This window comes from Bacillota bacterium, from assembly GCA_040755295.1.
Classification (GTDB): Bacteria; Bacillota; Desulfotomaculia; order Desulfotomaculales; family Ammonificaceae; genus SURF-55.
Window position 1 is genome coordinate 57,461 of record JBFMBK010000004.1, and the last position, 22,041, is coordinate 79,501.

The 22,041-nt window shown below is 54.7% G+C and carries 21 protein-coding genes and 1 other annotated feature; of the genes, 14 read left to right on the forward strand and 7 right to left on the reverse strand.

Features of this window, described 5'->3' with window-relative positions; genetic code table 11:
* Positions 1–138: 138 nt before the first annotated feature.
* From AB1500_04550 to AB1500_04560, 3 genes are read right to left on the reverse strand one after another with little or no spacing between them, the layout of a single operon-like run.
* The gene (locus AB1500_04550; GenBank protein ID MEW6182433.1) at positions 139–1,107 is read right to left on the reverse strand and encodes a sulfite exporter TauE/SafE family protein; all 969 of its coding nucleotides are present in this window, start codon (positions 1,105–1,107) and stop codon (positions 139–141) included.
* Between the two features lie 15 nt (positions 1,108–1,122).
* Positions 1,123–1,941 carry an extracellular solute-binding protein gene (locus AB1500_04555; GenBank protein ID MEW6182434.1) on the reverse strand — a complete coding sequence of 273 codons (819 nt, stop codon included), beginning with the start codon at positions 1,939–1,941 and terminating at the stop codon, positions 1,123–1,125.
* Positions 1,938–2,372 (reverse strand): helix-turn-helix transcriptional regulator, encoded by a 435-nt coding sequence (locus tag AB1500_04560; protein MEW6182435.1) that lies wholly within the window; start codon positions 2,370–2,372, stop codon positions 1,938–1,940. Before AB1500_04560 ends, AB1500_04555 begins: the two co-directional genes overlap by 4 nt.
* 440 nt (positions 2,373–2,812) lie before the next feature.
* On the opposite strand from AB1500_04560, the gene cdaA reads away from it, so the two are divergent.
* Entirely contained in the window at positions 2,813–3,625 is an 813-nt protein-coding gene (gene cdaA, locus AB1500_04565) for a diadenylate cyclase CdaA (protein ID MEW6182436.1), read from the forward strand.
* Positions 3,626–3,796: 171 nt separating this feature from the next.
* On the opposite strand, the gene AB1500_04570 is transcribed toward cdaA, so the two are convergent.
* Complete coding sequence (locus AB1500_04570) at positions 3,797–4,066, reverse strand: YqhV family protein (GenBank protein ID MEW6182437.1); 270 nt, start codon at positions 4,064–4,066, stop codon at positions 3,797–3,799.
* A 366-nt stretch (positions 4,067–4,432) separates the two neighbouring features.
* Between AB1500_04570 and AB1500_04575 the strand changes: the two genes are divergently transcribed.
* Together AB1500_04575 and AB1500_04580 are read left to right on the forward strand one after the other, a co-directional pair.
* Positions 4,433–5,662, forward strand: a complete 1,230-nt coding sequence (locus AB1500_04575; GenBank protein MEW6182438.1) for an MFS transporter — start codon at positions 4,433–4,435, stop codon at positions 5,660–5,662.
* A gap of 162 nt (positions 5,663–5,824) precedes the next feature.
* Positions 5,825–6,706 carry a phosphosulfolactate synthase gene (locus AB1500_04580; protein MEW6182439.1) on the forward strand — a complete coding sequence of 294 codons (882 nt, stop codon included), beginning with the start codon at positions 5,825–5,827 and terminating at the stop codon, positions 6,704–6,706.
* A gap of 269 nt (positions 6,707–6,975) precedes the next feature.
* On the opposite strand, the gene AB1500_04585 is transcribed toward AB1500_04580, so the two are convergent.
* The 3 genes from AB1500_04585 to AB1500_04595 form a co-directional block, all read right to left on the reverse strand.
* Positions 6,976–7,890 carry an RluA family pseudouridine synthase gene (locus tag AB1500_04585; GenBank protein MEW6182440.1) on the reverse strand — a complete coding sequence of 305 codons (915 nt, stop codon included), beginning with the start codon at positions 7,888–7,890 and terminating at the stop codon, positions 6,976–6,978.
* Positions 7,891–8,110: 220 nt separating this feature from the next.
* Positions 8,111–8,539: a signal peptidase II gene (lspA, locus tag AB1500_04590; protein MEW6182441.1), complete on the reverse strand. Its 429-nt coding sequence runs from the start codon at positions 8,537–8,539 to the stop codon at positions 8,111–8,113.
* 382 nt (positions 8,540–8,921) lie between these two features.
* Positions 8,922–9,989 (reverse strand): hypothetical protein, encoded by a 1,068-nt coding sequence (locus AB1500_04595; protein MEW6182442.1) that lies wholly within the window; start codon positions 9,987–9,989, stop codon positions 8,922–8,924.
* A gap of 651 nt (positions 9,990–10,640) precedes the next feature.
* On the opposite strand from AB1500_04595, the gene AB1500_04600 reads away from it, so the two are divergent.
* The 11 genes from AB1500_04600 (at position 10,641) to AB1500_04650 (ending at position 21,873) form a co-directional block, all read left to right on the forward strand.
* The gene (locus AB1500_04600; protein MEW6182443.1) at positions 10,641–11,435 is read left to right on the forward strand and encodes a sulfide-dependent adenosine diphosphate thiazole synthase; all 795 of its coding nucleotides are present in this window, start codon (positions 10,641–10,643) and stop codon (positions 11,433–11,435) included.
* Positions 11,436–11,543: 108 nt separating this feature from the next.
* Positions 11,544–11,764, forward strand: a binding site (T-box leader).
* Between the two features lie 104 nt (positions 11,765–11,868).
* Entirely contained in the window at positions 11,869–12,366 is a 498-nt protein-coding gene (locus AB1500_04605) for an Lrp/AsnC family transcriptional regulator (protein ID MEW6182444.1), read from the forward strand.
* Positions 12,363–13,592 (forward strand): aminotransferase class I/II-fold pyridoxal phosphate-dependent enzyme, encoded by a 1,230-nt coding sequence (locus tag AB1500_04610; GenBank protein ID MEW6182445.1) that lies wholly within the window; start codon positions 12,363–12,365, stop codon positions 13,590–13,592. The genes AB1500_04605 and AB1500_04610 overlap by 4 nt, the downstream gene beginning before the upstream one ends.
* Before the next feature lie 163 nt (positions 13,593–13,755).
* Positions 13,756–14,160: a DUF1934 domain-containing protein gene (locus AB1500_04615; GenBank protein ID MEW6182446.1), complete on the forward strand. Its 405-nt coding sequence runs from the start codon at positions 13,756–13,758 to the stop codon at positions 14,158–14,160.
* Between the two features lies 1 nt (position 14,161).
* Complete coding sequence (argS, locus tag AB1500_04620; GenBank protein MEW6182447.1) at positions 14,162–15,853, forward strand: arginine--tRNA ligase; 1,692 nt, start codon at positions 14,162–14,164, stop codon at positions 15,851–15,853.
* A 66-nt stretch (positions 15,854–15,919) separates the two neighbouring features.
* Positions 15,920–17,533 (forward strand): CTP synthase, encoded by a 1,614-nt coding sequence (locus tag AB1500_04625; GenBank protein ID MEW6182448.1) that lies wholly within the window; start codon positions 15,920–15,922, stop codon positions 17,531–17,533.
* Positions 17,534–17,883: 350 nt separating this feature from the next.
* On the forward strand, positions 17,884–18,801 hold the full coding sequence (gene sppA / locus AB1500_04630; GenBank protein ID MEW6182449.1) for a signal peptide peptidase SppA: 918 nt from the start codon (positions 17,884–17,886) through the stop codon (positions 18,799–18,801).
* A gap of 16 nt (positions 18,802–18,817) precedes the next feature.
* A complete protein-coding gene (locus tag AB1500_04635; protein ID MEW6182450.1) occupies positions 18,818–19,480 on the forward strand; it encodes a Yip1 family protein in 663 nt (220 codons plus the stop codon).
* A 155-nt stretch (positions 19,481–19,635) separates the two neighbouring features.
* Complete coding sequence (locus tag AB1500_04640; protein MEW6182451.1) at positions 19,636–19,995, forward strand: response regulator; 360 nt, start codon at positions 19,636–19,638, stop codon at positions 19,993–19,995.
* Positions 19,996–20,188: 193 nt separating this feature from the next.
* Positions 20,189–20,863 (forward strand): hypothetical protein, encoded by a 675-nt coding sequence (locus tag AB1500_04645; protein MEW6182452.1) that lies wholly within the window; start codon positions 20,189–20,191, stop codon positions 20,861–20,863.
* Between the two features lie 146 nt (positions 20,864–21,009).
* Positions 21,010–21,873, forward strand: coding sequence for a class II fructose-1,6-bisphosphate aldolase (locus AB1500_04650; protein MEW6182453.1), 864 nt, complete (start codon positions 21,010–21,012; stop codon positions 21,871–21,873).
* The last annotated feature ends 168 nt before the right edge of the window (positions 21,874–22,041 follow it).

Genomic DNA, 22,041 nt, shown 5'->3' on the forward strand with positions numbered 1-22,041 from the left:
AAAAAACGGCAGGCAAAAAAGGGCCGATCCTCTCAGGGGACGGCCCTTTTTTACATGTGGGACTGAAGTTGATTTAGCCTAAATATCTTTAACAGAATTGCTTTTTTACGATTTGCTAAGATCTTTGGATTAAAGGCTCTAAACAAAGTATTGCGCGACGTACTGGACCGCGAGACCGGTAACCAGCATGCCCAGCAAAATACGTATCCACTTTTCCGGCAGGTACTTCTGAAAGCGGGCGCCGATGTAAGTGCCCGCCAGTCCTCCGACGCCGAAGAGGGCTCCCAGCGCCCAGTCCGGCCGGATTACCTTTCCCGCACCGAACGAGGTCTGCGCCAGGATTTCGAAGAAACCCACCCCGGCGATAGACGTTAAAAATGTACCGGCCAGCGCGGCGCCGGCTACGGTATATACCGGCAAGCCGAAAACGGCCACCACGAAGGGCGCTATAATGGCTCCGCCGCCGATGCCGTAAATACCGCCGACCAGTCCGACAGCGAGGGCGAGGGTGAAGATAATGGCGGTACTGAAGGAGAAGGTTTCCCCCCAGAACTCGTACTCGATGCTTTTGAGGGAAACGGATTTTGTCCGCACCACCGCCTCCGGCGGCAATCCGGCCTTAAGGCGTCCACGCGACAGGTTTTTTTGCTGCTGTACCCTCTCTCTGAATTTCTTTTCGAGGGCGCGCTGCTGTTGCCGTCCTTTGCGGTAGCGTCCAGTCGCCTCGTAGAGGATGCGACCGCCGAGATATAGAAGGACCAGCCCCACGAACAACTTGAAGGCCCGGGGGTCTGGAAGATACCTGATGCGGATCAGCGCCCCGGCAAAAACACCGGGGAGGGTGCCGACGATCACCACCCAGGTCAGCGGCCACGCCATGCGTCCTTCTTTTATGTAGCGGTAGAGCCCGCCGGGAATAGCCACGATGTTGTAAATAAGGTTGGTCGGGCTTACCGCCGGGCTGACGAAACCGAGGAAGCTCATCTGGAAGGGTAGAAGGAGAAAGGCCCCTGAGACACCGGCCGAAGCCGTTATCGAGGAAACGATAAAGGCCACCAGCGGAGGGATTAACGGGAAGACTTCGACGCCCGAAACCGGAAAGTGCATCCTGCTTGCTCCTTTTTAACAGGCGATTAAGCCGTGGTTTTCCAGGATTTCCTGACCGGCGCGGCCGTGCACGAAGCCGAGAAAGGACCGGGCCAAGTCGGAATGTCTGGTTTGGCGGTGAATGCCGATGGCAAACTCGATCGGCGCTCCCCGGAGTAACACCTTTTCGCCGGGCTGCCGCCCGTCGACCGTGACTTCCGCTAATCGATAACGGTCGGCGAAAGCGGGACTGGAAAGGTCGATCTCCCGCGGCAGGACGATGTGGTTGAGTCCAAACTGCACTGCCACGGAAGAATAAACGAAGGCGAAGTCCGCACGGCCCTGGGCGATCAGTTCCACCAGATCGATGGACTTGGGCATGACGACGGCCGGAGGGTCGCAGTTAAGGAGCCGCTGGCAAAGGGCGGACCGGTTGTAAAAATTCCCGGCGAGCTGCCACACCATAAGCGTCCGGTAACCGCAGGGGTCGAGGTTCTCATCGGATCGGGCGAAGGTGACGCCGTCCGCAAAGAGAGCGTCAAACCAGTTTTGATGATTGACCCCTTTCTGCTGCCGGGAGTATTCGTCAAAGGCAATAACGATCCGGTCCGTGGCGAAGATAAAGTAACGCGTTACAATTTCCGGCTCCAGAAGTTCCGCGAAAACCGCGGGATCGGCCAGGGCGACAACGTCGGCTTCCTCCCCGCGGCGCAGGCGGTGGGCGCACTCGCGGGAGCCGGCCGCTTCCAACCGGACAGCCGCGTCCGGACAAGACTGTCGAAAAACCCGGGCGCATTCCGCTAAAGGCCCGCGCAGCGCTCCGGCGTGCAGGATGCAAAGCGGTTCTTTGTTCATTTTTCTTTGTCTCCCTGCTTTTGTTTCGTAAGGCTTCCCGCGGCGGAACCGTTCCGGCGGACCTCCGCATGCAGCATCAGGAACGCCTCGAGCTGCTCGCGGCGGCTCTGTGCATTGGCAGTCATCATATTAAGAAGACGGTCGCCTTCGGCAGTCAGGTGATAGACGCGGCGCGCCGGGCCCGATTCACCCGCCTGCCATTCGGAGTTTACGAGACAGTCGTTCTCCATCCGCCTCAGATTGCGGTAGACTGTAGCCGGATCACATTCCTCGGAGTTGAAGGAAAGCCGGTTCAGCGATTGGATGAGCTCGTAGCCGTGCATGGGGCGTTTAGCAAGGAGTAACAAAAGACCCGGCTGCAGCAACTGCTCACCCCGGAGGTACTGGGCATAGGCGGCAGGTTCGCCGTCTGCTGAATTTTTATCTGACATCGTAGTAAAAAACTCCTACAGGTGTATTGTAAAAAGCTTAAAAGCTTCCTATTTGCATGATGCATATACCGGAATAACTATAGCACAGATTGGGGTCGATGTTAAGATATGCCGCACGTCTACAGGAGGCTTTTTTTGGATGCTCCGGGACAAAACAGCCGGTATGTACGCTCGCGGAAACGCCGGACCGCTTTTAGCAAATCAAAGCCGATGGATGAATCAACCGTTTTCCCAAAGGAGTGCCCCATGCCGCCTTAGGCGGCACCACGAACGATGAAAATTTACGTGGAACCTGCGAGTTAAGTGTTATCATATAATCTTTTTCTTGATAAATAGCGTTCTTGGCGTCTTGGCGGTTGATTTATTTTCTGAGGAGGAAACGGGTGATTTATAGCGAAGGAAGAATTGAAGTATAGATATTCGCGTCAAAGAGGGAGTACATGGCTGTATTTGAGGTTTCTCCAGGTGTTGTTCTAAAGCTCGTTCTCGATGTGGGTTTAGTGGTTGTGATCGCCTACGGGGTTTTTACGCTGATCCGGGGAACCAGAGCCGTTCAGTTGCTGAAAGGGTTGTTCGTCCTGGCGGTGTTGACCGGTGTCGGTTACAAGCTTGATCTCCGGCTCTTGAACTGGACGCTCGATAAGGTCTGGACGATGGCCTTTGTGGCGGTACCCATCGTGTTTCAGCCGGAGATAAGGAGGATGCTTGAGAAATTAGGTCAAGGGGCTCCTTTCTCGCGGCTGGTGGGCGGCAGCGGGGCTAAAAGGGTGATCAGGGAAACAGCGGCCGCGGTGGTTGAGCTTTCACGCGCGCGCACCGGGGCGCTACTCGTCTTCGAGCGGCAGGCGGGGTTGAGGGAGTACACGGAGACAGGCACGATTCTCGACGCGGCAGTGTCCCAGAAGCTGTTGCTGACCTTATTTGACCGTCACGCGCCGCTGCACGACGGGGCGGTGATCATACGGGGAGAAAGGCTGACGGCGGCCGGGTGCTACCTGCCGCTGGCGGCGCAGCACGGTGTTTCGCCGGATCTGGGTACGAGACACCGGGCGGCGGTGGGGCTGAGCGAGCAGACCGACGCGCTGGTGGTGGTGGTTTCGGAAGAGAACGGCGGCGTAAGCATCGCGGAAGAGGGCCGGTTGCTGCGTCTGTCTGAATCGAAGAAAACGGAAAGCGTTTTGAAGGAGCGCCTGTTGCCGGAGGGCTCCGGGAAACGCCGTCCGGCGGGGGCTCGCCGGCGGTCTGTGAGGTGAATATAGAATTAGAATATAGAATGTAGAAGTAGAATTGTGAGAAGTGAGAGACTGGGGGCGGGAAGAGAGAAGGTAGTAGAATATAGAATATAGAAGTCAGAAGCCGGGAGCCGGGAGCTAAAAACCACCAAGCCCACGAATAAACAAGGCGGAATGAAAGGTTTGTTTTCCTTATCGCAGTTTTAGCACACCGTAAAAGATAAACCCTACTCCGATGAGAACGTAGATAAAACCCGCAGGGGAAAGCCGACCGGCCATCCCCCAGATCCCCAGGAATGCGACGGTGAAAAGGATGACGGGGCCGATCAGGCTGAGCACGGCGTTAATCTTAAAGGCGCTTTCGACCCGGCCGAAATAAAGCATCATCACGGCGGCCGTGAATTCGATACTTGAGGAAAGGAACCGCATCCCGGCCATCCCCCATACCACCGGATCATGCACCTTGAACAATGGCAATTCCCTCCATGGGATAGTCACGAGTCACGGGTCACGAGTCACGGGTCACGAGTCGCGAGTCGCGAGTCACGAGTCGCGAGTCACGGGTTAAGTCCTCTGTCCTCAGTTGAAAGTCCTCAGTTCGGGAACAGGAACTGGAAACAGAAACCGGGAACCAGAAGAACCGGGAACAGAAACCGGAATTGCGAGTAGTCGCGAGTTTTAAATCCGGTACCGGCTTGCTTCTGTCCTCTCGTCATGCCTTTTAAACGTAGAACGTAGAACTGTGAACGGTTTGTATTCGTCCTTCCGCACAAAGATATGACCCTTCTGTGATGTATATACCTCCGCTGACGCGAAAAAATAAGCTCCATGAAGAAGAATGCGCTTTGGGTCCTGGCCGGCGTGCCGCTCGTGATGGTTCTGGGCAACTCAATGCTCATTCCGGTTCTTCCCGCGATGAAAAAAGCCTTTGACATATCCGCATTCCAGGCGGGGCTCATAATAACCCTCTTTTCCGTTCCTGCGGGCCTGAGTATCCCGTTTACCGGGCTTCTCGCCGACCGTCTCGGAAGGCGGGCGGTGCTCATCCCTTCCCTCGTGCTTTACGCCTTGAGCGGTCTTGCCGCCGGGCTGCTGTACCTCCTGCTGCACAAAGAAGCATATACCTATATCCTAATCAGCCGTGTTTTTCAGGGGATAGGAGCCGCCGGGACCGCGCCGATCGCCATGGCCCTCGTGGGCGACCTTTTTGGCGGGAAACAGAGAAGCAGTGCTCTCGGCGTCATAGAGGCGGCCAACGGCACGGGTAAGATAATCAGTCCTATCCTAGGGGCCGCGGTGGGTATCTTCGGTTGGCACTACCCTTTCTTCGTCTTCCCGGTCTTTGTAATCCCTGTCGTACTGGGGGTGTTGTTCCTGGTTTCCGAACCGGCGGCACGCGCGCAACCGGCCCCCCTCGGGGAGTATTACAGGATTCTTAAAGCGGCCTCGGTTCAAAAAGGATGGAATCTGGGAAGCGCCTTTTTTGCCGGAGCGACGGTTCTTCTGCTTCTTTTCGGACTTCTTTTTTTTCTTTCGGAACACATTGAATCGGCCATGGGGGTGGCGGGCATAAAGAAAGGGTTCTACCTCGCGGTGCCGGTAGGGTTCATGTGCGCCACAGCCTATCTGACCGGCTGGGCGATAAAAAAGCGCATCAACCTGATGCCCTTCGTCGTTACCGGGGGGCTGTTTATCCTTGCTGCGGCGCTTGCCTCTTTCATCTTCTTCCGCGGCACCTTCTTCTTTTTTACGGGGATCAGCCTGGCCGGTATCGGCGCGGGTTCGGCTTTGCCCTGTCTGAATACCCTTATCACCTCCAGCGTCGGTTCAAGCGCCAGAGGCATCGTCACCGCCCTGTACGGCGGTGTTCGATTCTTCGGGGTCGCCATGGGACCGCCCCTTTTTGCCTTCCTGCTTGAATCCTCAGCACGCCTTACCTTTGGAGTCACCGCGGGGCTCTCGCTCCTCGCCGCCCTTTTCACGCTTATCTTTCTTCGCGGGAGCATTATTACGGCTTCACTGAAAGAAAAGAAGCCTAAGGGCGGCAAAAAGAAGTAAATAAAAAGCTTCACTCGCTGCTTCCCCCATTTACCAAAACAGACCATAAAAGGACGCATATAGTCATGGCAGGCAATTTTTGCAACACTGTATACGTATTTTGCATACACTGGCGCAAAAGATTTGTTTTACACGCTAAATCTGTGGGAGGAGTTGGAAAAAGTGTTGCCTTTGCAGCAGATCATCGGCCTGCCCCCGTGCGACCGCAGCCTGACCCGTCCCCGTAAAGCCGGTATCACCATGGTTATCGATAAAGGGCTCGGCATGGCCGAAACGCGGGACCTTCTCGAAGTGGCGGGAGACTACATCGATTTCATCAAACTCGGTTTCGGTACCGTTGCGCTTTATGATCCTGTTCTCCTTGAAGCCAAGGTTAGGTTTGTCCGCTCGTTCGGGATAGAGATATATCCGGGGGGGACATTTCTCGAAATAGCGATGGCGCGGAAGCGGCTTCCGGACTGTTTGAGACAATTACGCGAAACGGGCTTTTCCGCGGTGGAAATCTCGGACGGCAGCCTCAACTTCGATCAGAAATCCCGAGCCCGCGCCATTCACCTCGCGCACAGCGCCGGCTTCGTGGTTCTTGCGGAGGTGGGGAAGAAAAACCCGCGCTTCTGTCTCGGTCCCCTGGAAATGGCCCGCCAGGCTGCGTTAGACCGCGAGGCCGGTGCGGAGTGGGTAATTCTTGAAGGGCGGGAAAACGGATGCGGAACCGGTATTTACGATGCGCGGGGAAGGGTAAAGGAGGCCGTTTTTCAGACTTTTTCGACGATGGTTGAGGGTCCGGAGACAATCATTTGGGAGGCGCCGCAGAAATCACAGCAGGTGAAACTGATACACCGTTTCGGTCCGGACGTAAACCTCGGTAACGTCCCGCCGGGTGAGGTGCTTTCCCTGGAGGCCATGCGCCGCGGCCTCCGCGGGGATACAATAGGATTGATCGTCAGTGAAGAAGACTCCAAAACGGCCGTTCAGGAACTCATCCCCGGCGAGATATCCATTGCGGGCGGCGCCGAGTATGCAGCGCTGCAAAATAACCCGTAGGGTCTTTGCCGTCAGGATCTGCAACAAATGTCAAGAAAAAACCACAGAGACACAGAGCACACGGAGGGAAACGAATAGAAAGTTAGGAGTCAAGAATGAAGTCCTTAGTCCAAAGTCCCCAGTCCTCAGTCCGGGAACGGGAAGAAAACGAAGTTGAAAGACCCCGGTCCCTTTTTTCCGGACTTATCACATAGGACTTAGTACTTAGATGTGATATTTCTGTTCTCTGTTAACTCTGTGCCTCTGTGGTGAAAAATTTTAAAAATCTGTTACATATTGCGGCATTTATTAAGAACGGCTTCGAGTTCCGCCGGAAGAGACGCCTCAAAACGTAAAAACTCGTTGGACACCGGGTGTTCGAACCCCAGCACCCCGGCGTGCAGGAATTGCCCGCTCAACCCTAAATGCGGCTGCGCCCGCCCGTATTTCAGGTCACCTACCACCGGGTGCCCCATAAAAGCGAGATGCACGCGAATCTGATGGGTGCGCCCGGTCTCCAGGTGCAGGCGAAGGTACGTGTAACCGCTGAAACGCTCGATTACAACGAAATGGGTAACCGCCGGGCGGCCTTTGGGCGTAACCGCCATCCTCTGACGGTCACGCTGGTGCCGGCCGATAGGCGCGTTTATGGTTCCCGCGTCCTCCTTTAAACGGCCGTAGGCAAGGGCCACGTATTCCCGCAGGACCCGCCGTTCCTTCAGTTGGGCGCTCAACGCGAGGTGGGCGGTATCGTTTTTAGCCACCATCAGGAGACCCGAGGTATCTTTGTCAAGCCGGTGCACGATTCCCGGGCGCAGGACGCCGTTAATCCCGGACAGGTTTGAACAATGGTATAGAAGTGCGTTGACAAGCGTTCCCCGTAAATGACCGGCTCCCGGATGAACAACCATCCCCCTCGGCTTAGTGACCACAAGCAGGTCGTTGTCCTCGTAAGCGACATCCAGGGGAATAGGCTCGGGCTCGATGGCCGGCGCCTCGGGCGGCGGCAGGTTGACCCGGATCTCGTCGGCAGTCCGGACGCAGTAGCTTGGACGGGCGGACCGCGCGTTGACGAGCACCTGCCCGTCTCCTATCAGATGCTGAATCCGTGACCGGCTGAAGTCCGAAAGCTGATAAGCAAGATAGCGGTCAAGGCGGACTCCGGCGTCATCTTCTTCGACCACCAACCGATCTATAAGAACCAACTCCACAACTCCTTCTTTAAATCGTTTAAGGTTCAAAGTTCAAAGTTCAAAACAGAATACAGAACAACCTCTTCTGAGTGGCTAAGAAGGTCAGAAGGTAGAATATAGAATAAGAACGCGGAACCGCTCAAAACTCACAACTCGTAACTCGCGACCCGTGACTTCCTACTTCTACCTTCTACCTACTGTCTACTACCTATTACATATCTTGGCGGTGAGATTATTTCTCCCTTAAAACCCCGCAGGCGATAACAGCCACCCCGCACACGATCGCAGTGTCGGCAAGGTTGAAAACCGGCCAGAAGCCGATATCGATGAAATCAATGACGTAACCGAAGCGCAGCCGGTCGATAAGATTGCCTACGGCCCCGCCCAAAAGCAGACCGATGCCCCACTGCCAGTAAACCGGCGCAGCCTTGATTCTGTTATACCCGGCAAAAACCAACGTCACCAGAACCAGGCTCAGGACAATTAAAAACGGCGTCCAGTTTCCAAAAAAACCGAATGCCGCGCCGGAATTACGGACATAGTGTAAAGTTAACAAACCTGGCAGACCCACGGTCTTCCCGAGGAGGGACCGAAACACCAGGAGTTTTGACAACTGATCCGCCAGGAGAACGGTGAAACCCACAAGCCAAAAGCGCCGCAAAGCTATCTCTCTCCTAACCCGTAAAAGCCGGAACCACCCAGCACTCAACGTTACGTTAAAACTACTTTGCATCGTTATATAGACAATGCGAAATACCCTGAATCATATCAGATACGGCCTTTGAATCGTCTCATGGAATATTTCCGTTTTATCCCTCCGTGTGCTCTGTGTCTCTGTGATTAATTTTTCTACCATTTTTGCGTAGATCTTGGCGTCAAATGGCCTAATATCTGTGGGTTGTCGTCGTTTGTCCCCAAGGCATCCGTAAACAATTACATGCCAGGATTATACCCGATTAACCCGCTGAAGGGCAAACCATTTGACGTGGGGTGATGCAGGGGACGGCTTTGAAAATTGTCGGGCTTAGTTTTGCAGCGGCCTCCTAGATATTCAGTCTTTCCCGCAGGTAGCCGTAGGCCAGACCGCCGAGGAGCAGGAAGCCTGCCACGCCCACGACGGCATAGAGGTAACGCACCAGGTTTGAGAAACCCAGCATGCTTGCCGAAAAGGCCACCGCGGCAACTATCAGCGCGGCTTGTCTGAAGCGCGCCGTCCCGGGGGTGTTTATGCGCGCGGTAAAGCCGTAAAGGTTTGCTACGGCAGTGGTATAGATTTCGGCGAGAAGGACGAGACCGTATCCCGCTTGAATTAAAGGCGCAAAACGACCGGCGATGTAAACCATGGGTACCTCAAACCCGGAGGCTCCGGAGGGAGCGGTAAGGATGGCCAGGTTGATCGCCAGGGCGCCCACCACAAGTCCAAGACCGCCGAGAAGCGCCCCCTTTTTCACCACCCCGGGATTTGCCGCTCCGGCACCCAGCGGCGCAAGGATGCACAGGGACAGTATCAGGTTGTAAGAAACATAGGTGAGAGCGGAAAGCGGCCAGAAGGGGATTGCGGGTTTCACCGTCGCGGACCAGAGTTTGATGGCCGTCAGGTCAAGCGGCAGGGTTATTAGAGCCGCGGTACAGAGGCCCAGTACGGAGAGGAGAAGGACCGGAACCACGAAACTTATCGCCAGTACCACGCCGTGGAAACCGGAGAGTACCGTCACCAGCGAGGCGGTGATCATAAAAAAGCTGCCCGCGACCTTCGGCAAGCCGAACTGCTCGCTGAAAATGGCTCCCGCACCCGCGGCCATGGTGGTTAAAGCACCGAAAAGGAAAAAGGTGATAATGACGTCGACGACCGCGCCGAGATAGGGTCCGCCGGCATACCTGACGATTTCCGGATATGACCCCGCCCGCAGCCGGTGGCCGAGTTCGAGGACTATTCCGCCGAAAAAGACGAACAGGACCCCCGCGATAAAAAGCGCAAAGAGGCTGTTGAGGCCGAAGAAGGTAAAGAACTGCAGCACTTCCTGCCCGGAAGCGAATCCTGCGCCTACGACGGTGCCGATATATACGCCGGCGATTGTCAGGGCCGAGATGTTACGCCTGCTTGTATCCATACCTATAACATTATGTTCAGAAACAGAATAAATTTTCATCCGTGTTGGCCTAATCCCCGGACAAGCCGGAACCACCCAGCACTCAACGTTACGTTAAAACTACTTTGCATCGTTATATAGATAATGCGACTTAGAACACCACGTTTTAAGATCAGCAAGTTGAGTGCTGGGTCACCGCAGAGTCACAGAGTTCACAGAGAACAGAAATATCACATCTAAGTACTAAGTCCTATGTGATAAGTCCGGAAAAAGAAACCGGGGTCTTTCAACTTCGTTTTCTTCCCGTTCCCGGACTGAGGACTTTGGACTAAGGACTTCATTCTTGACTCCTAACTTTCTATTCGTTCCCCTCCGTGCGCTCTGTGTCTCTGTGGTTATTTTTTCTCGACATTTTACGTAGATCTTGATGTCCAAGGTCCTACGCAATTGTGGCCGTTCACCGGATGGTATCAGCCTGCGGGGCTTCCTGAGGTTTTGCCGGTTTATGTTCTCTTGACGCTTTTCCCGCCAGGGGTATAATTAATTGATAAGTCTGGAACTATCGATCCGCATGAGCCTGAACTTTCAACCCTCAACTTTGAACCTTGAACTTTGAACTGACCACAAAGTCTTATCAGTATTAGCTTAAAGAGAGGAGTTGGCTTTTTGGACATTGCAGCATCCAAACTCGACGAACGCGTTATATCCCGGGCTATTATGACTCGCTATCATCAGGACCTGCTTTCCCTTCTAGAATTTGATGTGGCGGTTGTGGGAGCCGGACCTTCCGGGCTTTCCGCGGCCTTTTACCTTGCCCGCAGCGGGTTAAAGACGGTGGTCTTTGAACGCCGTCTCAGTGTGGGCGGCGGTATGTGGGGCGGCGCGATGATGTTTAACCGGATTGTCTTTCAAGAATCGGCGCGTGACATATTTGAGGACGTGGGCGTTCGGTTCGAGGAATTCGAGCCCGGCTATTATACCGCACACGCGGTTGAATCGGTAAGCGGGTTTGCCTACGCCGCTTGCCGCGCTGGAGTTCAGGTAATGAACCTGATGACGGTGGAGGATGTCGTCCTGCGTAAGGATGTCGTTTCAGGCGTGGTGCTGAACTGGACCGCGGTGGAAATGGCCCGTCTGCACATCGATCCTCTCGCTGTGCGGTGCCGGTGCGTGCTGGACGCCACCGGGCACGACGCGCGTGTGGTGCACATCCTGACAGAAAAAGACGGTGTGACGTTGAAGGTGCCGGGCGGATGTATTCAAGGGGAGAAGTCCCTGTGGGCGGAAGTAGCTGAACAGCAAACCCTGGAGCATACGGGCGAGGTCTATCCCGGTCTTTATGTCGCGGGCATGGCAGCCAACGCGGTGGCCGGCGGCTATCGGATGGGTCCGGTTTTCGGAGGCATGGTCCTTTCCGGAAAAAAGGTCGCCGCCCAGATCGCCGAGGCCCTCGGAAAGCCGAAATAAGGCCGGTTTGCAGCGGCAATGGGGGCCGCTGGCCCTGGTTTATTACGCGTTACAAAGAATGATTGACTTTGATAAGGGTTTTATGATAGAAAGGATTTAAAAGAAACAGAAAAGGCTTTGAAGGGGAAAAAGGGTGGTCGTTCTCACTCAGCGAGCCGGGAAAGGTGAAAGCCCGGTGGATACCTCCCGAGCCACCCCGGAGCTGGAAGCGGAAAGGCGTTCTACGCCGATTATGCCTTCCCGGTCCCCGCCGTTAAAGGGCAGAGGGGGCGTTACCTTTTGGGGCGTCAACTAAGGTGGTACCGCGAGAGATAAAACTCGTCCTTAGCCGGGCGGGTTTTTCTTTTTAAGCGCGGTGGCAAATTGCTGAGTCGCCCATGCCGTCATGGCGGCACCACGAAAGAAACACTATTTTCAGATAGGAGGGGTTTTTATGGGCCATAAGCGGGAGAAGGAAATCCTTGAGCTCTTGGAGGCCGATGCACGGTACACGCCCCAGGATCTTGCCGCGATGCTGAACATGGACGTGGCGGCGGTGGAAGAGATCGTTCATGACCTGGAGCAGCGAGGTGTTGTTTTAGGTTATCGGACGATCGTTAACTGGAGTAAGATCGGGTTGGAAAAGGTAACCGCTTTGATTGAGGTGAAGGTAACGCCGCAGCGCGACGTAGGATTTGACGCGGTAGCCGAGAGGATCGCCCGTTTTCCCGAGGTGCGGACGATGCGGCTTATGTCCGGAACTTATGACCTTGCTGTTGAGGTGGAGGGAGGTTCGATGCAGGAAGTCGCTTTCTTTGTGGCCACACGTCTGGCGCCGATTGAAGGTGTGGTAAGCTCTACCACCCACTTTGTGTTAAAGGGTTATAAGGAATACGGGATTCTTGTAGAGACCAGTGAGGAAACTGCGTCAAGGCTGGTGGTTTCGCCATGACGAATTGGGATGAACGGTTGAACCCGGTTGTGCGCGAAATGCCGCCATCGGGAATCCGGCGCTTTTTTGACTTGGCGGCGGAGATTAAGGGCGTGATTTCACTGGGTGTCGGCGAGCCGGATTTTGTAACACCTTGGCGGATCCGCGAGGCATGTATTTACGCTCTCGAGAAGGGCTACACTATGTACACCTCAAACCAGGGGCTTAAGGAACTGCGCGAAGAGATCGCCCGTTATCTGAACCAGGCCTTCCAACTCCGCTACGAACCGCGTGATGAGATTCTGGTTACCGTCGGGGTCAGCGAAGCGCTCGACTTAGCGCTGCGGGCGTTAATCGCGCCCGGGGACGAGGTTCTAATACCGGAGCCGACTTACGTCTCGTACATCCCGTGTACCGCCATGGCCGGCGGCGTGCCTGTCCCTATGCCCACACGGATGGAAAACAACTTCCGGATTACGGCCGCGCAGGTGGAGCAGGCGATAACTCCCAGGACCAGGATACTCCTTCTGGCTTATCCGAACAATCCAACCGGAGCCGTTTTACCGCGCGCCGAGCTCGAGAACATCGCCGCGGTGGCCAAAGAACACGACCTGGTGGTCATCTCCGACGAGATATACGCCCAGTTGACGTACGAGGGCGAGTACACGTCAATCGCCAGGTTGTCCGGTATGCGGGACAGAACCATTGTGCTGCAGGGGTTTTCCAAGGCCTTCGCCATGACAGGCTGGCGGTTGGGCTACGCCGCCGGAAACCCGGCGTTTGTGGGGGCTATGACCAAGATACACCAGTACACGATGCTCTGCGCTCCGGTCACCGCCCAGATGGCGGCGGTCGAAGCGCTCAGAAACGGACAGAAGGACATGCGCCAGATGGTGGCGCAGTATAATCACCGGCGAAGACTGGTGATCAACGCCTTTAGAGAAATGGGGCTGCCCTGCTCCGAACCGGGAGGAGCGTTCTACGCCTTTCCGTATATCGCGGATACGGGACTAAGTTCGGAGGAATTCTGTGAGCGGTTGCTTTTTGAGGAAAAGGTAGCGGTTGTTCCGGGTACCGCTTTCGGACCCAGCGGAGAGGGTTTCGTGCGTTGTTCCTACGCAGCTTCGGTAACGAACTTAAATGAGGCCTTTAAACGGATGGCCGGCTTTATCCGCCGGGTTAAGCTTAAGAAAAAGGTGACGACCCCGGATCCCTTACCCCACGGGGCGGTACCGCACAAGGGGTGAGAATTTACCCCTGCTATAACGGTCGTAAAATAATTAACGCCACGGGTTTTACGGCAGGAATATTGGGTGATTGCGTAGAAATTTTGTCTTAGAATAAGGGCGGGAGTTGCCCTGCCCTTATTCATTGCTGTAATATGGGTGGACGATGAAGAAGGAGGTACTGGTGACCGTAAAGGGGACTCTAACCGACGATTTGGGCGATCAGGAGACGATCGAGCTGGTCACCCCGGCGAGATATTTCTGTCGCAGCGCCGATTTCTATATCGTTTATCACGAGTCTGAATTGTCGGGGATGGCCGGGACCGTCACCACGCTTAAGGCGGAACCGAGCCGCGTTACCCTTAACCGGATGGGAGAACAGGAACTCAAACAGATTTTTGAGGTCGGGATTCCCAACAGGGGTAATTACGTTACTCCCTTCGGGAGTATGTTCTGCGACGTGTTCCCGCGGAAGGTGGAGGTCGATTTGACAGACACGGGAGGGAGTATTAATCTTGAATATGAATTGGCCCTGGACCGCCAGCCCATCGGCAGCCGGGAGCTGAACATTACTGTCAGGGAGGTTTGAGATGGATTCCCTAAAAAGCGAGATCCGGGCGGCGATCAGCAGTACGCTTTATGAAGCGGCGGCGGCCTCCCGGGTGGCGCTTGGTTTTCCGAAGAACGCCGAGATTCCTGTTTATGCCGTCAACTCGCCGCGTGAAGAACAATTTGGTGATTTTAGCACGAATATCGCGATGTTAATGGCAAAGCTTGCCCGCCGCCCGCCACGTGATGTTGCCGCCACGATCCGAGAGCGTATTGACCTGAATAGGTGCTCCTGGGTGCAGAAGGTAGAGATTGCGGGACCGGGCTTTCTTAATTTTTTTTTGAATACCGGCTGGTTGTATGAAGCGCTTCAAAGAGTGGTAGGCCAGGGAGAGGGATACGGGCGCGTCAGAATCGGCGGCGGGCGGAAGGTCAACGTCGAATTCGTAAGCGCTAATCCTACCGGCCTCCTGCATATGGGTAACGCCCGCGGCGCCGCGCTCGGGGACGGCATCGCCGCGTTGTTGAATTTTTGCGGTTTCGAGGTTACCAGGGAGTTTTATATTAATGATTCCGGGCATCAGATTGAACGGTTTGCCGCTTCCCTTGAGGCGCGCTACCTTCAGGTATTCGGTGAGGACGCGCCGGTTCCGGAAGACGGGTATCACGGGGCGGACCTCATAACGACGGTAAGGCGTTTCATTGCGGAAACAGCGGATGCTTACCGGAAGGTGCCTGCACCGAAGCGCCGGGACGCGCTTGCGCATTTCGCAATCGCGGACAAGATAGGCGCTATACGCGAGTCACTCGGAAGCTTCGGGGTGAATTACGATGTCTGGTTTTCGGAGCAAGCGCTTCATAGAGAGGGCGCCGTGGAGAAGGTGATACGGGAGCTTGCGGGAAGAGGGGCAACCTACGAGAATGAAGGCGCGCTGTGGTTTAGGGCGAAGGACTACGGGGCCGACAAGGATGAGGTCCTGGTTCGCTCCAACGGCGTGGCGACTTACTTTGCCGCGGACATCGCATACCATGTAAACAAACTCGACCGGGGATTTGCCTGGCTGATAAACGTTTGGGGGGCCGACCATCACGGTCACGTGCCCAGGGTGAAGGCGGCGCTCAAGGCGCTGGGCCATGATCCCGATTGCTTGCAGGTGGTGATTATGCAGTTGGTCCGCCTTTTAAGCGGCGGGGAGGTTGTCCGGATGTCCAAGCGGACGGGAGAATATGTTTCCCTCGATGAGCTGCTGGAAGAGGTAGGCCGGGACGCCGCCCGGTATTTTTTTGTGCTCCGGAGTTCCGACAGCCACCTTGATTTTGACCTGGACCTGGCAAAGTCACAAAGCATGGAAAACCCGGTCTACTACGTGCAGTATGCTCATGCCCGCATCAGCAGCCTTTACCGGCAGCTTGCCGTCAAAGGCAGGGAGCTTCCACAGTTTTCGAACGTAAAACTTGACGTACTGTCTACCGAAGAAGAAAAACGTCTGATCAAGAAATTGGCCGATTTTCCGGAGGAGGTTGCAGACGCAGCTCTTGACCTTGCGCCGCACCGGTTGACAGGATATATTTACGAAGTGGCGGGGCTCTTCCATGCCTTTTATAATGTCCACCGGGTGATAGACGCCGGTGCAGGCCTCGAAGAGGCGCGCCTGGCACTGGTGCAGGCGACCGGGATCGTCCTTCGTCAGGGGTTGGGTCTTCTGGGAATCAGCGCCCCGGAAAAGATGTAATTGGAATAGTTACTCGCGTTCGGACCGCAATACGCACAACCATAAATGTAGCTAACGGAGGGGAGTATGGCCAAGTTTATTTTTGTAACCGGCGGTGTCGTTTCGTCTTTGGGCAAAGGGGTAACCGCGGCTTCCATCGGTTGTCTTTTGAAGAGCCGCGGGCTCAGCGTCACAATTCAGAAACTCGACCCGTATATCAACGTCGATCCGGGGACTATGAGCCCTTTTCAGCATGGCGAGGTGTTCGTTACCGAAGACGGGGCGGAAACCGACCTGGATCTCGGACATTACGAGCGTTTTATCGATACGGACCTCAACCGTCTTTGTAATGTGACCACGGGGAGCATTTACTGGTCAGTTATCACAAAAGAACGGCGGGGTGAGTATTTAGGAAGTACGGTTCAAGTTATCCCCCACATAACCAATGAGATTAAAAACCGGATCCTCACTTTAGGAAAGGAAACCGGTGCCGATATAGTTATCGTAGAGATAGGTGGCACCGTCGGTGACATCGAGTCGCAGCCGTTTCTCGAAGCCATTCGTCAGTTGAGGATTGATCTTGGCCGGGAGAGCACTCTTTATGTTCATGTCACCCTGGTTCCTTACCTGCACGGAGCTAATGAACAGAAAACCAAACCGACGCAGCACAGCGTTAAAGAACTGCGGGGGATCGGCATCCAGCCGGATATCATCGTCTGCCGGTCGGAGGTTCCGCTTTCAACCGATATGGTACGAAAGCTCGCCCTGTTTTGTGACGTTGAACCCCGGGCGGTAATACAGGCGGTGGACGCGGAAACCATCTACGAGGTTCCGCTGCTGCTGGAATCCCAGGATATCGGCGCAGTCATCATTGAAAGACTGGGGTTGGTCTGCAGTCCCCCGGAACTCAAGGTGTGGGAAGAAATCGTACAGCGTCTGAAAAACCCGCACCAGGAAGCGACCATCGCCATTGTCGGAAAGTACGTAGATCTGAGAGACGCGTACTTTAGCATAATTGAAGCGCTGTCTCACGCGGGGATCGCACATAATGCCCGGGTAAAAATCAGGTGGGTGAAGGCGGAAGACGTTGAGACCAACACCCCGGGCTCTCTTCTGAAGGGAGCCGGCGGTATCCTTGTCCCGGGTGGGTTTGGTGAGCGGGGGACGGAAGGAAAGATCCAGGCGATCCGTTACGCCCGCGAGAATAAGGTGCCTTATCTCGGTATCTGCCTGGGTATGCAACTGGCGGTTGTAGAGTTCGCCCGCACGGTGCTCGGACTGGAAAAGGCCCACAGCGCGGAGTTCGACCCGGTGACACCGCACCCGGTCATAAACCTTCTACCGGACCAGAAGGAGGTTGTCGACCTGGGAGGGACGATGCGCCTCGGGCGTTACCCCTGCCGTATTCTTCAGGGTACGGCGGCCCAAAAGGCTTACCAGGCTGCAGAGGTTTACGAGCGCCACCGCCACCGCTACGAGTTCAACAACGTTTACCGGGAGGCGTTCGTCAAGTCCGGCTTTTGTTTCAGCGGCCTTTCTCCCGATGAGCGGTTGGTGGAGATAGTGGAGTTGCTCGGACACCCGTGGTTTGTGGCGACGCAGTTTCACCCGGAATTCAAGTCCCGGCCTTCACGCCCGCACCCGCTTTTCCGCGATTTTGTGGGAGCCGCTTTGGTTGCGGAAGATAACAAGGAAAATTGACCACAGAGACACAGAGCGCACGGAGAGGGAAAGACGGAAATATTTTATTTATTTTACTAAAATATATTAGTGTATGAAATGAATTGAAAGACCGTATCCGATACGATTCAGAGTATTTCCCATATAATCCGGCTACTGGATACTGAATACTAAATTCTGACCCAATATTTCTGTTCTCTGTGAACTCAGTGCCTCTGTGGTGACCCAGCACTCAACTTGCTGATCTTAAAACGTGGTGTTCTAAGTCGCATTGTCTATATAACGATGCAAAGTAGTTTTAACGTAACGTTGAGTGCTGGGTGGTTCCGGCTTTTCCGGGTTAGGAATAATCGCGAGGAAGTGGTTCGGCAGTGCGTAAAGTCATCGGCGCCCTGATTCTGGTTTTGTTAATAGTTTCGGTGATAGTAGCGGCCGCGGTCGATGAAAGGGCGCCGGGGAAGAAGCGTACGTTGTCCGGCGGCGACAGGATCGGTGTGGTTTACATCCAGGGGGTGATAACGACCCAGGATGTCAGCGGCGGTCTTTTCGGCGGCGGTACGGACGGCGTGCGTGGGGTAGTCGATGCCCTCCGCTGTGCGGAAGACGACTCGTCGATTAAGGCGGTGGTCTTGCGGTTGGATAGCCCCGGGGGCAGCGCGGCGGCTTCACAGGAGGTTGCCTGCGCGGTCAAAAGGGTTAAAAACGCCGGTAAAAAGGTCGTAGTATCCATGGGCGACGTGGCTGCTTCCGGAGCTTACTGGATCGCCGTGGACGCCGACCGGATCTTGGCCGATCCGGCGACGTTGACCGGAAGTATAGGGGTAATATTGGAAACCGTCGAGCTTGAGGGTCTTTACGGCAAGATCGGGGTTAAAAAAGAGGTTGTTAAAAGCGGGCCGTATAAGGATATGGGGTCCGAAAGCCGGCCGATGACCGCTCAAGAGCGGGTTATTTTCCAGACGATGGTGGACGACATATACAACCAGTTTGTAGACCAGGTGGCTAAGGGACGGAATATGCCGCGGAGTAAGGTTTTACAGCTTGCGGACGGGCGGGTTTTCACCGGCCGTCAGGCCAAGGCTGCCGGGCTGGTGGATAAACTGGGAGACTTTCATGACGCTGTCGGGGAGGCCGGGAGGCTTGCAAAAATACCGGGCGAGCCTGAAATAGTCGATTTTGGCCCAACCGGCTTTTGGAGCATGTTAACAAACAGCGTCGCCAGCCGGGCGCCGTTTCCTTCCGAGATAAAACCCGGATGGCTGCTTTGCTATCCGTTGACCCAACGATAAGGGGAAGGTCATTGATATGGAAATGGAAATGGACAGCAAGACCGGAAGTCGAAACCTGTTTGAATTGATATACGGTGTTTTGTTTGATCCCGCCTCTACTTTCAGAGGTCTTGCGGATTCGCCTCCTTTTAGGGACTCTGTTGCCATTCTCCTTATCCTTACCATCGCCAACGCTCTCACAGGTTTTATATTCTTTCGCGCCACACTGGCTGATTTTCCCGGTTTTGGCTACGGTGTTCCTGACCCCGGTCCCTGGTTACTCATACCGGTGGTGCTTCTTGCTTTGATTTTCACAAGTCTGAAGTACTTTCTTTACGGAGCGGTGCTCCATTTACTGGCGGAGTCATGGGGCGGCAGGGGCACACCGAAGGGAACCCTCACCGTGTACGCCCTGGCTGCTTTGCCGGGAATTTTCCTGATACCTTTCGAATTAATAATGAAGTTGTTTAATTTTCCGGAGGCTGCCGTAGCGGTCCTTGGCCTTATCACCGGACTTGCGGTTCTGGTATGGGGTGTGGTCCTGCTGGTGGTGGGCCTGCGGGAGGTACACCATTTTCGAACCGATGAGGCGGCTTTAACGGTGTTCACACCGCCGGCGGCTCTTATCTTTCTGATGATTATATTCTTTGTGATTATAGCGGTTTTTGCGGGAGCTTTCGCTGCGGCAACCGGTTTGTGAGAGGTGGGACGTGGGAAGTTGGAAGTTGGAAGTTGGAAGTTGGAAGTTGGAAGTTGGAAGTTGGAAGTGAGAAAATCGGGTATTTCGTGTGCGAATTCCCTAAGAATTCTCACCTCTAACCTCATACCTCTCACTTCTCAATAGGGAGGGTAAAGATGTCTTATATCCTGGTTGTTGACGACGAGCGGCATATCTGCTGGTTGGTTGAAGAGGCGCTGACCGGCGAGGGTTATACGGTAAAAACGGCTACCGGTTGGGAAAAAGCCTTGGAAATCGTAAAAGAAGAGGCACCGGCGCTGATATTACTCGATTTGAAACTGCCGGGCGTAAGCGGGGCGACGTTGTTGCGCGAGATCAGGCGACTGGCGCCCCAGAGCAAGGTGTTAGTCATGACGGGAGAGACAGAAGCCGCAGAAGGCCTGGAAGTCACCTGCTGCCTGGCAAAGCCGTTTGATCTTGCGGATTTGCGCCGAATAGTGAAGGATACGGTACCGCTTTTTCCACAGGGGCCATAAATTACTTATATATGACACGCAAAAGATGCTTTTGACAGCAGGAGTTCGCTATCTAACGGCGAAGTAACATCAAAACGAGTTCCTTTTGGTGCGAACCTTTTGCCTAAGGTTCTAACCTTTTGGGGACGCCCGGTGGTTTTCTTAAACGCCGAACTTAGGAGTTTCGGGTGTTGCCCTAAGGAGGGTTTAAGGTATGCTTGTTCAGACGGACACCGTAATCGCAATCCGCTGTCCCGAATGCGGCAGATTGGAGCTTTTCCATCTTTCACGCTTTGCTATTTCCAAGAAAAGACCCGGAAGGGTCATCTGCTCCTGCGGCGTGGAAAAGGCCAAGGTATTGACGCGGGATCACGCAACGTATACCTTTGAGCTTAGCTGTACCATATGCGATTTACGCCATACATATCGGTTATCCGGTCGGAAGCTGTATTCGACGGAGGTAACCCCGCTTTTGTGCCTCGAAACAGGGTTGGAATTGGGAAGCATCGGCCCGAGGGACAAGGTTCGCGCCGCTATCCAGACTTATCAGGAAGAGCTTGAAGCCCTGATCGAGGAACTCGGGGGCCCCAACTATTTCTCGAATCCGGATGTGATGTTCGATGTCTTAAATTACTTACAGGAAATGGCCGACGAAGGCGGTATCTTTTGCCCCTGCGGGAAAAACAGGATCGAACTTGAGGTTTTGCCGGATCGCCTCGAATTGCGGTGCAAGAATTGTGACCGTATGAGTACCGTATATGCGGATTCGGAGCAGGATCTTCTCCACCTTCAAGAACTTCCGGCCATCGAACTCGCCAGACACGGGTTCTGCAACCTCGACCGGGCTGCGCGGAGTAAGAAAAAGGGCTTTAAAAGGGATAATAAATAAAAGGGTTTTACCCTTTTAATAATCCCGGGTGACTGTTGCATTTGTTTTTCCGCATCTTTGTCGACGTCTGACATCCGACATCCCGGTTCTCACTTCTGAAACGCCGGATGAAGTTTTGCAACGGTGCCCTGATCGGGGGAATGCGTGTGCCCTTGGTGCCGGTGGCTCGTCTGCTTAAGGCTGCTGCGGCGGGCGGTTATGCCGTAGGGGCTTTCAACTGCAATAACATGGAGATCGTCCAGGCGATTATCGCCGCCGCCGAAGCGGAAAATGCTCCGGTAATCCTTCAGGCAAGCCAGGGGGCGATTAAGTATGCCGGCCTGGAGTACATCTCAATTCTCGCTAAGACTGCCATTGCTCGAACCAACATACCGGTGGCGTTACACCTTGACCATGGAACAAGTTTCGAACAGGCCGTGCGTTGCATAGTGGCCGGTTTTAGTTCCGTGATGGTCGACGGGTCCCGCCTTCCTTTCACCGAGAATATCGCCCTGGTCCAACAGGTGGCGGCAGTGGCCAAACCGGTCGGTGTTTCCGTTGAAGCGGAACTGGGGAAGATCGGCGGCACCGAGGACGATATCTCCGTAAGCGAAGCGGAAGCTTTTTTTACGGACCCTGAAGAGGCCGCGAGCTTTGTTGCCCAAACCGGCATTGACTCACTGGCCGTATCGATAGGCACCGCCCACGGACGTTACAAGGGAGAACCGCGGCTGGATTTCAACAGGTTGAGCGAAATCGCTGCACGGGTGGATGTGCCGCTGGTGCTGCACGGCTCCTCAGGGGTTCCGGAGGATGCCGTCCGGGAGGCGGTGCGGCGCGGTATCCGCAAGGTTAACATCGATACCGACATACGGGAAAACTTCGTCAAAGCTGCAAGAAGGGTCCTTGAGGCGGATCCGGACGAGATCGACCCGCGAAAGGTGCTTGGACCGGCGCGCGAAGCGGCGGTGGAAATAATCAGGCGGAAAATTAAGATTTTTGGTAGCACCGGTAAGGCGGATGAGGTATAATTTACTAAAGGTGTTTGGTTATAGATAATAGAACTTTAGATAACTTCCTTTATCTATCCCAAAAAGGTGTTAATAATTTTAGCTGCAGAAAGGAACGCTTCCTTCACAGTACAAACTTTAATTTAATCCCGGGCACCATATTATAGGACATGAGAAAGGCAGTTGCTT

Bases quoted from the DNA above. Each gene is read 5' to 3' on its own strand.
- AB1500_04550 (MEW6182433.1), bottom strand. From the start codon at position 1,107: ATGCACTTTCCGGTTTCGGGCGTCGAAGTCTTCCCGTTAATCCCTCCG.
- AB1500_04555 (MEW6182434.1), bottom strand. From the start codon at position 1,941: ATGAACAAAGAACCGCTTTGCATCCTGCACGCCGGAGCGCTGCGCGGG.
- AB1500_04560 (MEW6182435.1), bottom strand. From the start codon at position 2,372: ATGTCAGATAAAAATTCAGCAGACGGCGAACCTGCCGCCTATGCCCAG.
- cdaA (MEW6182436.1), top strand. From the start codon at position 2,813: ATGGCTGTATTTGAGGTTTCTCCAGGTGTTGTTCTAAAGCTCGTTCTC.
- AB1500_04575 (MEW6182438.1), top strand. From the start codon at position 4,433: ATGAAGAAGAATGCGCTTTGGGTCCTGGCCGGCGTGCCGCTCGTGATG.
- AB1500_04595 (MEW6182442.1), bottom strand. From the start codon at position 9,989: ATGGATACAAGCAGGCGTAACATCTCGGCCCTGACAATCGCCGGCGTA.
- AB1500_04605 (MEW6182444.1), top strand. From the start codon at position 11,869: ATGGGCCATAAGCGGGAGAAGGAAATCCTTGAGCTCTTGGAGGCCGAT.
- AB1500_04610 (MEW6182445.1), top strand. From the start codon at position 12,363: ATGACGAATTGGGATGAACGGTTGAACCCGGTTGTGCGCGAAATGCCG.
- argS (MEW6182447.1), top strand. From the start codon at position 14,162: ATGGATTCCCTAAAAAGCGAGATCCGGGCGGCGATCAGCAGTACGCTT.
- AB1500_04625 (MEW6182448.1), top strand. From the start codon at position 15,920: ATGGCCAAGTTTATTTTTGTAACCGGCGGTGTCGTTTCGTCTTTGGGC.
- AB1500_04635 (MEW6182450.1), top strand. From the start codon at position 18,818: ATGGAAATGGAAATGGACAGCAAGACCGGAAGTCGAAACCTGTTTGAA.
- AB1500_04640 (MEW6182451.1), top strand. From the start codon at position 19,636: ATGTCTTATATCCTGGTTGTTGACGACGAGCGGCATATCTGCTGGTTG.
- AB1500_04645 (MEW6182452.1), top strand. From the start codon at position 20,189: ATGCTTGTTCAGACGGACACCGTAATCGCAATCCGCTGTCCCGAATGC.